We start from the raw sequence: 11,511 nt of genomic DNA on the forward strand, positions 1-11,511 counted from the left end.
CTGGCAGGGCGTCGTCTCCCCGGGGAGACGACCCGGCGGGACGTTCGAGTTCCGTAAGGTGTCGAACGCCTCCGGCGGCCCCTGCCGGGGGTGTCATGGACGACATGACCTTCCGCGTGCCCAAACCTCCGAGCCGGATCCTGTCCACGGTGCGGCCGCCCTCCTTCGGCGGCCGGCTGCACGACGCCAGGACCGCGACGGCAGTGGGCCGGTGGCTCGGCGCCGCCATCGGCGTCTGCCTGCTGACCGGCCTCGTCAGCCACTACCTCCAGCACCCGCCGGGCTGGCTCGCCGACCACCTGCCCGCGCGGCCGGTGTGGGGCTACCGGCTCACCCAGGGCCTGCACGTGGCCGTCGGCATCGCCGCGCTCGTACTGCTCCTGGCCAAGCTCTGGACGGTGTACCCGCGGCTGTTCGTGTGGCCGCCGATCCGGTCCGTACGGCACGCGCTGGAGCGCCTGTCGATCGCCGTCCTGGTGGCCACCGCCGTCTTCCAGGTGGTGACCGGGCTGCTCAACACCGTCGAGTGGTACCCCTGGTCGTTCTCCTTCGTGCCGGTGCACTTCGCCGTCGCCTGGGTCGTGACGGGCTCGATCCTGCTGCACCTCGCGGTGAAGGCACCCGAGATCAGAGCCCATTGGAGCAGACGGTCGACGGGAACGCGCGCGTTGCCGGCCGAGGACGTCGCCGACCGGCGTTCGTTGCTCCTCGCCGTGGGCGGGGCGGTCGGTGTGGTGACGCTGACGACGGTCGGCCAGTCCGTCACCCCCCTCAAGGCGCTCGACCTGCTCGCGCCCCGCAGCCCCGACCACGGGCCCCAGGGCCTGCCGGTGAACCGAACCGCCGCCGCGGCCGGCGTCTCGGCCGACGGCCTGGCACGGTGGCGACTGGAGGTCGTGGGTCCACGGCCCTACGTCCTCGACCTCGGCGAACTGCGGGCGATGCCCACCGCCCGGGCCCGGCTGCCGATCGCCTGCGTGGAGGGCTGGAGCGTCGACGCGGACTGGGGCGGGGTACGCGTGCGGGACCTGGTGGAGAGGGCCGGCGGGCGGCCGGGCCGGGCCGCCCTGCGGGTGACCTCGCTGGAGGCCCGGGGCGCCTACCGGGTGATGGACATGGGGGCCGAGTACGTGGACGATCCGCTCACCCTCCTCGCCCTCACGCTCAACGGGCAGCGGCTCTCGCTCGACCACGGCTTCCCCGCCAGGATCATCGCCCCCAACCGGCCCGGGGTCCTGCAGACCAAGTGGGTACACCGCCTGGAGGTGCTGTGAACCCGTCTCGGGTGTTGCGCTACGCGGTCGGCGGTCTCGGAGTCGGCCTGATCGGTCTGGGGGCCTGGCTGGTGGCGGCCGAACCGGCCCCGGGCAGCGTACTGGTGTGGCTGGCCGGGGCACTCGTCGTCCACGACGGCGTCCTCGCCCCGCTGGTCCTGGCCGTCGGCGTGCTGATCGCCGGACGGCCCGAACGGGGCCTGTGGCGCGGGGCTCTGGTGATCGCCGGAAGCGTCGTCCTGGTGACGCTGCCGCTCCTCCTGAGGCCCGGTCCGCCGCCCAACCCCTCGGCGTTGCCCCTCCCCTACGGACGGAACCTCGTGATCGTACTGGCGGCCGTGGCCGTGGGGGCGGGGCTGCTGCACCTCGCACGCCGGTGGTGGTGGCGGCGGTCTCAGCGGCGAGTCGGTACCGACAGCTGAGGAACGAGGGAGAGGAAGGAGCGTCCTGCGACCGTCCAGCTCTCGGACACGGTCCATCCGGCGTCGACCGCCTGGACGGAGAGGGCCCGGACCCCCATCCGGGCCCAGGGGAACGGCTCCCCCCTGCCGCCGCGGCCGTCGTCGACCCGCACCTCGCAGCGCTCGTCGACGTCGACCGGCGCGCACTCGGCGAGGAGACGGCCGGTGCGGGAGACGATCCGGCGCAACCGCCGCAGCAGTCGGGCCGGATCGCCGCCGATCCCGACGTTCCCGTCGATGAGCAGGGCCGTGTCCCAGCGGCCCTCCTCCGGCAGCGGCTCGAAGACGGACCTGCACAGGGCCGCGCCGCCCACCCTCTCCGTACGCGACACCGCCTCCGGGCTGACGTCGATGCCCAGGGCCCGTCGCCCGTCGGCGGCGAGGGCGGCGACGAGCCGTCCGGGACCACAGCCGATGTCGAGGACCCGGTGACCGCAGCGCTCCAGGACGGACCGGTCCGCGGAGTCCGGCGCCTCGCACCAGCGCTCGACCTCCAGGGGCAGCAGCCAGCCGTCGTCGCGCCGCAGGAACAACGGCCCCCGCCCGGTGCGCAGGGCGTCGGCGTACGGATCCGCGCGCCACGCCGTCGTGGTCACGACGCCGCCCCCACCGTCGAAGCCGTCAGGCGGGCGTGCCGGGCCGCGAAACGCGTCCGCGGTGCCTCGGCCGCGACGGACCGGGCGTCCCGCGCGGTGTCCACGTCGCGCAGGACGGGCAAGGAACCGATCCGCAGGCCGGCCGCCCTCAGCCGCGCGTGCTGCACGGCTCCGGTGTCGGGCCGGGACATCGGGACGCCGAGCAGGAGGGCGGGATCGGGGACGGCGAGGCCGAGGGCCCAGAAGCCCCCGTCGGCGGCGGCGCCGAACCAGGCGTCGTGCGCGTCCCAGCACAGGGCGGGGGCGAGGATGTCCGGGGTGATCTGCGGGGTGTCCATGCCGACCAGGAGCGCCGGGCCGTCGCAGGCGGCGAACGCGGCCGCGAGCCGGACGTCGAGCCCGCCCGCCACCTGCGGGACGACCTGGAAGCCGGGCGGCAGCCACGGCCCCGGTTCGCCGTCGAGCACGAGGACGTGCCGGGCGGCCGGGACGCGCGCCGCGGTGGCGAGCGTGTCCGTGAGGGCCGCCTCGGCGAGGGAGGCCGCCTCCTCCGGGGTGAACGGAGGCGTGAGCCGGGTCTTCACGCGGCCCGGCAGCGGTTGCTTCGCGATGACCAGGAGGGTGGTCACGGGCGGCCACCTCCCACGGCGACGGGCTCGTCGAGCACGCGGCGCATGTCGGTCACGGCCTGCCAGGTGCCCTTCCAGGTGCCGGTGACCTTCGAGCGGCCCGTCCGGGGCAGGTACGGCACGTCGACCTCGCGCACGCTCCAGCCGGCATCGGCGGCCCGTACCACCATCTGGAGCGGGTAGCCGCTGCGACGGTCCGAGAGGTCAAGGCCCAGGAGGGCTTCGCGGCGGGTCGCACGCATCGGTCCCAGGTCGCGCAGCCGCAGCCCGGTACGGCGTTTCAACAGCCGGGACAGGGCGAGGTTCCCCGCTCTGGCGTGGGCCGGCCAGGCCCCGCGCCCGGTGGGGCGGCGGCGGCCGAGGACCAGGTCGGCGGAGCCGTCGGCCACGGACCGGACGAGTCCGGGAAGCAGGGCGGGATCGAGAGAGGCGTCGCAGTCGCAGAAGCACACGAACTCGGCTTCCGCGGCGAGCAGCCCGGCCTGGCAGGCGGCCCCGAACCCGCGCCGGGGCTCGCGCACCACCGTGGCCCCGAGGTCGGCGGCGAGCTCGGCCGATCCGTCGGTGGAGCCGTTGTCGACGACGATGGGCCGCCAGCCGGCGGGGATCCGGGACAGGACCCAGGGGAGGGCCTCGGCTTCGTCGAGGCAGGGCAGGACGACATCTGCGGTCATGGGTGTCACACGTCTTACCGTAGGAATCGCGGACGGTTTTCAGACCCTTTCACTCCTTACGAAACGCGGACATCGGTACGTGTCCCCCGGGTGGGCGTGGCCCTCGGCGGCATGCGGATGCGAGGGTGAACGCCATGAGCGAGTACGACACCCCGACCGCACCCGCCCGGATCCTGGTGGTGGACGACGACCCCACGGTGGCCGAGGTGGTCGGCGGCTACCTGGAACGGGCGGGCTGCTCCGTCGAGCACGCGGCCGACGGCCCCGACGCACTGCTGCGGGCGGAGCGGCGGTGGCCGGACCTGGTCGTACTCGATCTGATGCTGCCCGGCCTCGACGGCCTGGAGGTGTGCAGGCGGCTGCGCGCGCACCGGCCCGTGCCGGTGATCATGCTGACGGCCCGCGGCGACGAGGACGACCGCATCACCGGCCTGGAGGTGGGCGCGGACGACTACGTCACCAAGCCGTTCAGCCCGCGCGAACTGGTGCTGCGGGTCGAGTCCGTGCTGCGGCGGACCCGTACGGCCGCCGCCCCGGCGGATCCGGGACCCACGCTGCGGGGCGGCGACATCACCGCGGATCCCGTGACCCGCCGCGCCGTCCGGGCGGGGCGGGAACTCGCCCTCACCCTGAGGGAGTTCGACCTGCTCGCGTACTTCCTGAGCCGTCCGCGCACCGTGCACGGCAGGGAGGAACTGATGCGTGAGGTGTGGGGCTGGGACTTCGGCGACCTGTCCACCGTCACCGTCCACGTGCGACGGCTCCGGGCCAAGATCGAGGACGATCCGGCCCGGCCCCGGTTCATCCGTACCGTGTGGGGCCTCGGCTACAGCTTCGAGCCGGAGAACGAGGAGGGGGCGGCGTGAAGGACGTCCTGCTCATCGCTCTCTTCGCGCTTCTGGGGGCCGCGTGCGCCGGGCTCGCGGGCGCGGTGGTTCTCCGGCTCGTGCGCCACCGCTCGGTCGCGGTCTCCTTGACCGTGGTCGCCGCCGTGACCGTGACGGCGATGCTCGCCGGAACGCTGGCCGTCGCCCAGGCGATGTTCCTGTCCGCCCACGACCTGTGGGTCGTCACCGTCGTCGCCGCCATGGCCGCCCTCGTCTCGCTGGCCGTCGCGCTTCTCCTCGGACGGTGGGTGGTGGCCCGCAGCCACGCCCTGACGAAGGCGGCGCGGGACTTCGGCGACGGAGGGAGCTTCTCCGCCCCCCGTGGCACGGCCACCGCCGAACTCGCCGCCCTCACCCTCGAACTGGCCGCGACCAGTGCCAAGCTGGACGACTCCCGTCGGCGCGAACGCGCGCTGGAGGCGTCCCGGCGGGAGCTCGTCGCCTGGATCTCCCACGACCTGCGCACCCCTCTCGCCGGGCTGCGGGCCATGGCGGAAGCACTGGAGGACGGCGTGGCGGCCGAACCCGACCGCTACCACCGGCAGATCCGCACCGAGGTCGACCGTCTCGCCGCCATGGTGACCGACCTCTTCGAGCTCTCCCGGATCCACGCCGGTGCGCTCACCCTCGCTCCGAGCCGGCTCTCCGTCTACGACCTGGTCGGTGACGCGCTCGGCGGCGCCGACCCGCTCGCCCGCGAGCACGGCGTACGCCTGTCGGGAGCGGAGGTCCAGGCGGTGCCCGTCGAGGTGGACGGGAAGGAGATGACCCGCGTCCTGGCCAACCTCCTCGTCAACGCCATCCGCCACACCCCGCCCGACGGCACGGTGGCGGTGGCCGCCGAGCGGCGCGAGGACACCGTCGTCCTGTCGGTCACCGACGGCTGCGGGGGCATCCGGGACGAGGACCTGCCCAGGGTCTTCGACACCGGCTGGCGCGGCACCGAGGCGCGCACCCCTCCCGCGGGCGCGGGGCTGGGGCTCGCGATCGTGCGGGGCATCGTCGAGGCCCACTCGGGCAGCGCCGCGGTGCGCAATGTTCCCGGAGGGTGCCGCTTCGAAGTCGTCCTCCCGGCCGCCGCCGGCTGAGCGCGCGGGTCAGCCCGCGGCGGCGGAAGCCCGTTGCCCGGCCCGGGCGAACTCCTCCATCCCCTCGGCGAAACCGACCTCCGGCAGCCAGCCGAGGTCGCGCCGCAGCCGGGTCGAGTCGGCCGTGATGTGCCGGACGTCACCGAGCCGGAACTCCCCCGTCACCACGGGCTCCGGGCCTCCGTGGGCGCGGGCCAGGGCGGCGGCCATCTCGCCCACCGTGTGCGGCTCCCCGCTGCCGACGTTGTACGGGGTGAGCACCCCCGCGGGCAGGTCGGCGGCGGCTTCCAGCGCCAGCACGTCCGCCGCGGCGACGTCCCGTACGTGGACGAAGTCCCGCCGCTGGCCGCCGTCCTCGAAGACGCGGGGCGCCTCGCCGCGTGCGAGGGCCGAGCGGAACAGGGACGCGACGCCCGCATAGGGGGTGTCACGGGGCATGCCCGGCCCGTACACGTTGTGGTAGCGCAGGGAGACCGCCGTCCCGTCCACCGAGCGGGCCCAGGACGCGGCCAGGTGCTCCTGGGCCAGCTTGGTCGTCGCGTACACGTTCCGGGGGTCGGCCGGCGCGTCCTCGCGGACGAGCCCCGGGGCGAGTTCGGCGCCGCACGCGGGGCACCGGGGCTCGAAGCGTCCCGCCGCCAGGTCCTCGGCGCGCCGGGGCCCCGGCCGTACGGGGCCGTGGCCGGGGCACTCGTAGCGTCCCTCCCCGTACACGACCATGGAACCGGCGAGGACGAGACGTCGCACGCCGGTCTCCGCCATCGCCGCGAGCAGCACCGCGGTCCCCAGGTCGTTGCAGCCGACGTAGTCCGGCGCGTCGGCGAAGTCCTTGCCCAGGCCGACCATGGCGGCCTGGTGGCAGACCGCCCGCACCCCGTCCAGCGCGGACCGCACCGCCCGCGGGTCCCGGACGTCCGCGTGCAGGAACTCCACCGGCGAGGGGCCGGGGGCGGTGGCGTGAGCGCTCGGCAGCAGCGCGTCCAGGACGACGGGCTCGTGGCCCGCCGAGAGCAGTTCTGTGACGATGTGCGAGCCGATGAACCCGGCTCCTCCGGTGACGAGTACGCGCATGGTGCGACGTTAGAGGCAGGTGCCGCACCGCGGGAGCGTCCGTGCCGAGACGTAAGCCTTCCGTCATCAGTACGGTCTCGGGCGACAAGCGGTCCCGCGTGCGCGGCCCCGGTCCTCACCGGCCGCCTGCCGGTGGACGCGCGGCGGAGAACGATTCATCGATTCGGTAACCGGCGGGGAAAGCCGTCTCCGCCCACAGGATCGTTGCATAGGCTCAAGGTAGCCATGAGTGAAGAGCACCTCCGGGGGAACGCCTTGTCCGACCAGCAGCCGTCCGGCACCTGGGTTCTGTCGCTCCTTCCCTACATCGTCATGGCGGTCACCCTGGTGGCGGATGTCGCCGCCGGCCCCACGGTCGGCCTGCTGCCGCTGGTGGCACTGGGGCCGGCCTTCGCGGGGCTCACCGGCGGACCGGCCCGCACCGCCCTGGTCGGGTGCTTGGCCCTGATCCTCTGCCTGGCCCTGGGCTGGTACGACGGACTGCTTCCCGGGCGGCGCGGCACGACGGCACTCATCTCGGTGGCCGGGGTCACCGCGGCCGGCCTGGCCGCGGCGGTGACGCGTCGCCGCCGGGAGGCGGAACTGGCCAACGTCCGCTCGATCGCGGAGGTCGCGCAGCGGGTTCTCCTGCGTCCCGTACCGCGTCAGGCAGGCGAGCTCCTCGTGGCCGTCTCGTACTCGGCGGCCGTCGCGGAGGCGCGCATCGGAGGGGACCTCTACGAGGTGGTGACGTTCCCCGGGGGCGTGCGGGTCATCGTCGGAGACGTGCAGGGCAAGGGGCTCGACGCGGTGGAGACGGCGGCGGACGTGCTGGGCGCCTTTCGCGAAGCGGCCCACGACGAGCCGGAGCTGTCGGGTGTGAGCACAAGGCTGGAGCGGGCGATGGACCGGACTCTTCAGGGCGAGCGGTTCGTCACCGCGGTGATCGCGGAGGTGCGGCCGGACCGGACCATGACGCTGCTGAACTACGGCCATCCCGCGCCCCTGCTGCTCGGTTCCGCCGACACGGTCCGATTCCTCGAACCGGGGACGCCCGCACCGCCGCTGGGCCTCGGGCTGGACGGGACGGAAAGCCCGGAACCGCTGACGGGAAAGTTCGCTCCGGGCGACCAGCTGTTGCTGTACACGGACGGCGTCGTCGAAGCCCGTGACCGGCGGGGCGCGTTCTACCCGCTGGTGGACCGGCTCCGCCTCTTGGACGCGGAGAGCCCCGAGCTCGCTCTGGAGAGGCTTCACGGGGACCTCGTCAGACACACCGAAGGGCCGCTCGGGGACGACGCCGCCTTGCTGCTGTTGCGCTACCGTCCGCAGCACGAGCGAGCGGGAGGTCATGACGGACCGCCGCGCTTCGCAGGGTAGAAAGGTCGTATGCAGGAGCACGCGGGTACCGAGCCGGCGCCGGACGACATCGAGGCCGTCACGCGCGCCGTGCTCACGGCTTCGCGACTTCTGGTGGCCGTGTCGGCGCGGTCGCTGGCGACGGTCGAGGAGAGCATCACCCTGCCCCAGTTCAGGATGCTCGTGGTGCTGTCCACCCACGGGCCGTCGAAGCTGGTGACGCTGGCGGAGCACCTCGGGGTCCAGCCTTCCACCGCCATGCGGATGGTGGACCGGCTGATCGCGGCCGGCCTGGTGAGCCGCCGCACCAATCCCGGCAACCGGCGCGAAACCGTGCAGAGCCTGACGTCCGAGGGCGACCGCGTCGTCCGGCACGTGACCACGCGGCGCAGGGACGAGATCACGGGCATCCTGCGCCGGCTCGACCCCGCCCAGCGCAGCGCCCTCGTCGACGCGCTCACCGCCTTCAACTCCGCCGGCCAGGAACCGCCCTACCGGGCGGGGGACGTCGATCCGCTCCCCCTGGGCTGGTCCGACCCCACGGACGAGACACGATAGGACCGCACCACGGCGACGAAGGAGACGGCCGCGAAGCCGAGCAGCAGGACGGTCGTCCAGGCCAGTCTCCGCAGCAGGGGGCCACGTCCTTCGAGTCCCCGCGGGGCGACCCTGTCGCGGGGGTCGTAGACCATGCCGATCAGGTCGCCCGGCACCACCTCGGGCCCGCATCCGCGCCACAGCCTCTGCCGTACGGGGGAGCCGTCCTGCAGCCGGACGGAGCACCGGTAGACAGGGCGATCGAGCGGCTCGTGAGCGACCGCGGTCACCACCACGTCCTGGGTCCGGCCGGCACCCGACAGAACCGCGTCGGCGGCGAGCGCCGAAACGGCCGGGGCGAAGAGGAAACCGACGGCCACGAGGAGGGCGACCAGCAGATGGCCGGCCCGGATGAACAGCAGGTACAGCGCCACGGCAGCCGTCGCCACCAAGACCGCCGCCTCCGCCTGGGACGAGGTCATACCGATCAGGACGGCGCCGGCGCCCGCCCCGCTGACGAGCAGGGCCGCGGCGGACGCGACGAAGAAGCCCTCGGCCACCAGCCACCATGGAGGGCTGCCCGCGTACTGTGCGGCGCCGAGAAGCCTTGTGCTCAGTCGTGCTCCCGGCCCCACGTTGAGACTATGCAATAGTTTGATTGCGTCGCGAAATAGTCGACACCGGGACGTTACCGAACCGCGTCCATGGCGTATCAAGGCCAGCTGTCACACCCGGAGGCCAGCCGCATGCCCACCTCCCCTCAGCGTCCCCGCCCTCCCGTCGGCTGGAGGAGACTGCTTCTCCGCTCGCCGATCCGCCTCTTCCGCGCCGGCCTCGGCCCCCTGTTCGGCGGGCGGCTGCTCCTGCTGATCCACACCGGTCGGCAGTCGGGCCGCTCGCGCGAGGTGGTCTTGGAGGTGGTGGCCCGGGACCGCCATCAAGGCACCTGGACCGTCGCCTCCGGTTTCGGGCCGGAGGCCCAGTGGTACCGCAACCTGCGCCACACCCCCCAGGCGACGATCCAGTTCGGGCGTGGCTACTACGTCGTGACGGCCCAGTTCCCCACCCCCGAGGAGGGCGGGCGGATCATGACCGAGTACGCCCGCCGGCATCCCCGCGCCGCGCGGACGCTCTGCCGCTACATGGGCTTCCCCGTCGAGGGCGACACCATCGACTTCCGCTCGGCGGGCGAACAGATCCCCTTCGTGCGGCTGAAGTCCGACGAGCCGACGTAGACACCGCGGCAAGACCAGCCGCCCGCGGTCAGGGCAAGGCGTCCAGGAGATCCTTGCACGCGTGCTGGCAGTCCCGGCAGGCTTCGGCGCAGACCAGACAGTGCGCGTACTCCTCCGCGTGCCCCGCGCACATGTCGGCGCATGCCGCACAGACGTCGGAGCAGACCCTCAGGAGGTCTCGGGCGGCCCGCTCGATCCCGCCGGACGCACGCGCCAGCACGGACGCCGTGGCGGAGCAGACGTCGGCGCAGTCGAGATCGAGCCGCACGCAACCGACCAGGTCCTTCACCCCCTCCTCCGCCAGACAGGCATCCGCGCACGTCGTACAGGTCTGCGCGCAGACGAGGCACGAATCGATGCAGGCCGCCAGCTGTTCTCTCGCCTCGGTCGAGGCCATGGCCGCGGGATGGCGGCCGAGTATCGACGACGTACGGGGATTCATCGACGACGTCCGGGGATTCATGGAAAACCACCCTCTTCGTCCGGCTCTTTCGACGCGTCTCCCCACGCTCGGGCCGGCCATTCACGAGAGGGAAGGGCCATCCCTAACCCGCCCTTCACCGGCCAAACTCCTACAGGGCCGACGATGCGGTAACACTGAGGTAGCAAAAGTGGCACAACGCAAAGATGTTACCTTGTCGTTACTTAGCATTGTTTTGCCCTGCTAAAGCGCCATATCCACCCCCTGGGGCTCAGCCCTACAGCCGATGAGAGCACCGCCGGACGCTGCCCCCTTATCACAATGCCGCCACCCCACGGAACCCCTGCGCTTCAAGACGTTGCCGACTGCGCTGGGTAACTTCGGCGCTCATGACCACAGCTCACACAGCACCGGAAGACGTCCGGGACGCGGCGCCGGTCTCCGCCCGGGAGTGGACCGTCGGACGGCCCCGGGTCGGTGACGGCGCCCAACTCTGGCGTCTCGCGCAGGAGTCCGAGACCCTGGATGTCAACTCCTCCTACAGCTACCTGTTGTGGTGCCGCGACTTCGCCGACACGTCCGCCGTCGCCCGTGACGCGGAGGGCCGCCCGGTCGGTTTCGTGACCGGCTACCTCCGCCCCGACGCGCCGGGGACGCTGCTGGTCTGGCAGATCGCCGTCGACGCCGCGCACCGCGGCCGCGGCATCGCCGGCGCGCTCCTCGACCACCTCTCGGAGCGGGTCGCGGCTGCGCATCCGCTCGACGCCGTCGAGACGACCATCACCCCGGACAACCAGGCCTCGGAGCGTCTGTTCAGCGCCTACGCCCGGCGGCACGGTGCCCGGGTGAGCCGGACGGTCCTCTTCCCGGCCACCGCGTTCCCGACGCCCGGCCACGAGGCCGAGGTGCTGCACCGCATCGCCCCGCTGGCCTTCTGAAGCGGCCCGCCCCCTCCGCCACCGCCCCACGCACTGGAGTCCCGCATGACGCTCATCGCCGATACCGAACCCACCGTCTTCGAGACCGTCGAGTCGGAGGTGCGCAGCTACTGCCGCACCTGGCCCACGGTCTTCGAACGCGCCACCGGCAGCCGCCTGTTCGACGAGCACGGCCGGCCCTTCCTCGACTTCTTCGCCGGCGCCGGCTCGCTCAACTACGGCCACAACAACCCCGCCCTCAAACGCCCGCTCCTGGACTACCTCGGCAGCGACGGCATCACCCACGGCCTCGACATGTCGACGACGGCCAAGCGCCGCTTCCTGGAGACCTTCCGCTCCGCCGTCCTCGAACCCCGCGCCCT

Annotated in this window: 14 protein-coding genes and 1 pseudogene; 9 read left to right on the forward strand and 6 right to left on the reverse strand. The window is 73.1% G+C overall.

All coding sequences use genetic code 11. The annotated features are described in order from the left end of the window. Nucleotides 1-104: 104 nt before the first annotated feature. Both HHL19_RS21645 and HHL19_RS21650 read left to right on the forward strand, forming a co-directional pair. Nucleotides 105-1,274: a molybdopterin-dependent oxidoreductase gene (locus HHL19_RS21645; RefSeq protein ID WP_206324914.1), complete on the forward strand. Its 1,170-nt coding sequence runs from the start codon at nucleotides 105-107 to the stop codon at nucleotides 1,272-1,274. Continuing rightward, a complete protein-coding gene (locus tag HHL19_RS21650) occupies nucleotides 1,271-1,696 on the forward strand; it encodes a hypothetical protein (protein ID WP_169091933.1) in 426 nt (141 codons plus the stop codon). The genes HHL19_RS21645 and HHL19_RS21650 overlap by 4 nt, the downstream gene beginning before the upstream one ends. Here the strand turns inward: HHL19_RS21650 and HHL19_RS21655 are convergent. The 3 genes from HHL19_RS21655 to HHL19_RS21665 are packed head-to-tail and all read right to left on the reverse strand — an operon-like array spanning nucleotide 1,669 to nucleotide 3,634. Further along, nucleotides 1,669-2,331 (reverse strand): methyltransferase domain-containing protein, encoded by a 663-nt coding sequence (locus HHL19_RS21655; protein ID WP_169091934.1) that lies wholly within the window; start codon nucleotides 2,329-2,331, stop codon nucleotides 1,669-1,671. The genes HHL19_RS21650 and HHL19_RS21655 overlap by 28 nt on opposite strands. Continuing rightward, nucleotides 2,328-2,960, reverse strand: a complete 633-nt coding sequence (locus HHL19_RS21660) for a DUF2064 domain-containing protein (RefSeq protein WP_169091935.1) — start codon at nucleotides 2,958-2,960, stop codon at nucleotides 2,328-2,330. Before HHL19_RS21660 ends, HHL19_RS21655 begins: the two co-directional genes overlap by 4 nt. Next, nucleotides 2,957-3,634, reverse strand: coding sequence for a glycosyltransferase family 2 protein (locus HHL19_RS21665; protein WP_169091936.1), 678 nt, complete (start codon nucleotides 3,632-3,634; stop codon nucleotides 2,957-2,959). Before HHL19_RS21665 ends, HHL19_RS21660 begins: the two co-directional genes overlap by 4 nt. Before the next feature lie 134 nt (nucleotides 3,635-3,768). Between HHL19_RS21665 and HHL19_RS21670 the strand changes: the two genes are divergently transcribed. After that, a complete protein-coding gene (locus HHL19_RS21670; RefSeq protein WP_169091937.1) occupies nucleotides 3,769-4,500 on the forward strand; it encodes a response regulator transcription factor in 732 nt (243 codons plus the stop codon). Beyond that, nucleotides 4,497-5,609: a HAMP domain-containing sensor histidine kinase gene (locus HHL19_RS21675; protein WP_169091938.1), complete on the forward strand. Its 1,113-nt coding sequence runs from the start codon at nucleotides 4,497-4,499 to the stop codon at nucleotides 5,607-5,609. Before HHL19_RS21670 ends, HHL19_RS21675 begins: the two co-directional genes overlap by 4 nt. A gap of 9 nt (nucleotides 5,610-5,618) precedes the next feature. Here HHL19_RS21675 and HHL19_RS21680 read toward each other — a convergent pair whose 3' ends face one another. Further along, nucleotides 5,619-6,680, reverse strand: a complete 1,062-nt coding sequence (locus HHL19_RS21680) for an NAD-dependent epimerase/dehydratase family protein (protein WP_169091939.1) — start codon at nucleotides 6,678-6,680, stop codon at nucleotides 5,619-5,621. Between the two features lie 225 nt (nucleotides 6,681-6,905). Here HHL19_RS21680 and HHL19_RS21685 point away from each other — a divergent pair, with 225 nt between their 5' ends. Continuing rightward, nucleotides 6,906-8,039, forward strand: a complete 1,134-nt coding sequence (locus tag HHL19_RS21685) for a PP2C family protein-serine/threonine phosphatase (protein WP_169091940.1) — start codon at nucleotides 6,906-6,908, stop codon at nucleotides 8,037-8,039. A gap of 9 nt (nucleotides 8,040-8,048) precedes the next feature. Continuing rightward, complete coding sequence (locus HHL19_RS21690; protein ID WP_169091941.1) at nucleotides 8,049-8,576, forward strand: MarR family transcriptional regulator; 528 nt, start codon at nucleotides 8,049-8,051, stop codon at nucleotides 8,574-8,576. On the opposite strand, the gene HHL19_RS21695 is transcribed toward HHL19_RS21690, so the two are convergent. Next, the gene (locus HHL19_RS21695) at nucleotides 8,510-9,190 is read right to left on the reverse strand and encodes a hypothetical protein (protein WP_169091942.1); all 681 of its coding nucleotides are present in this window, start codon (nucleotides 9,188-9,190) and stop codon (nucleotides 8,510-8,512) included. The two genes, HHL19_RS21690 and HHL19_RS21695, sit on opposite strands and share 67 nt — an antisense overlap. 111 nt (nucleotides 9,191-9,301) lie before the next feature. Here HHL19_RS21695 and HHL19_RS21700 point away from each other — a divergent pair, with 111 nt between their 5' ends. Next, nucleotides 9,302-9,790 (forward strand): nitroreductase family deazaflavin-dependent oxidoreductase, encoded by a 489-nt coding sequence (locus tag HHL19_RS21700; RefSeq protein WP_169091943.1) that lies wholly within the window; start codon nucleotides 9,302-9,304, stop codon nucleotides 9,788-9,790. 28 nt (nucleotides 9,791-9,818) lie between these two features. On the opposite strand, the gene HHL19_RS21705 is transcribed toward HHL19_RS21700, so the two are convergent. Further along, nucleotides 9,819-10,187, reverse strand: coding sequence for a four-helix bundle copper-binding protein (locus HHL19_RS21705; RefSeq protein WP_240981754.1), 369 nt, complete (start codon nucleotides 10,185-10,187; stop codon nucleotides 9,819-9,821). A 413-nt stretch (nucleotides 10,188-10,600) separates the two neighbouring features. Here HHL19_RS21705 and ectA point away from each other — a divergent pair, with 413 nt between their 5' ends. Together ectA and HHL19_RS21715 are read left to right on the forward strand one after the other, a co-directional pair. Continuing rightward, on the forward strand, nucleotides 10,601-11,149 hold the full coding sequence (ectA, locus tag HHL19_RS21710; RefSeq protein ID WP_169091944.1) for a diaminobutyrate acetyltransferase: 549 nt from the start codon (nucleotides 10,601-10,603) through the stop codon (nucleotides 11,147-11,149). A 45-nt stretch (nucleotides 11,150-11,194) separates the two neighbouring features. Then, nucleotides 11,195-11,511, forward strand: a pseudogene (locus tag HHL19_RS21715) (diaminobutyrate--2-oxoglutarate transaminase); the annotation flags it as partial.

It is taken from the genome of Streptomyces sp. R302, assembly GCF_012927245.1.
In the GTDB taxonomy this organism is placed as follows: Bacteria; Actinomycetota; Actinomycetes; order Streptomycetales; family Streptomycetaceae; genus Streptomyces.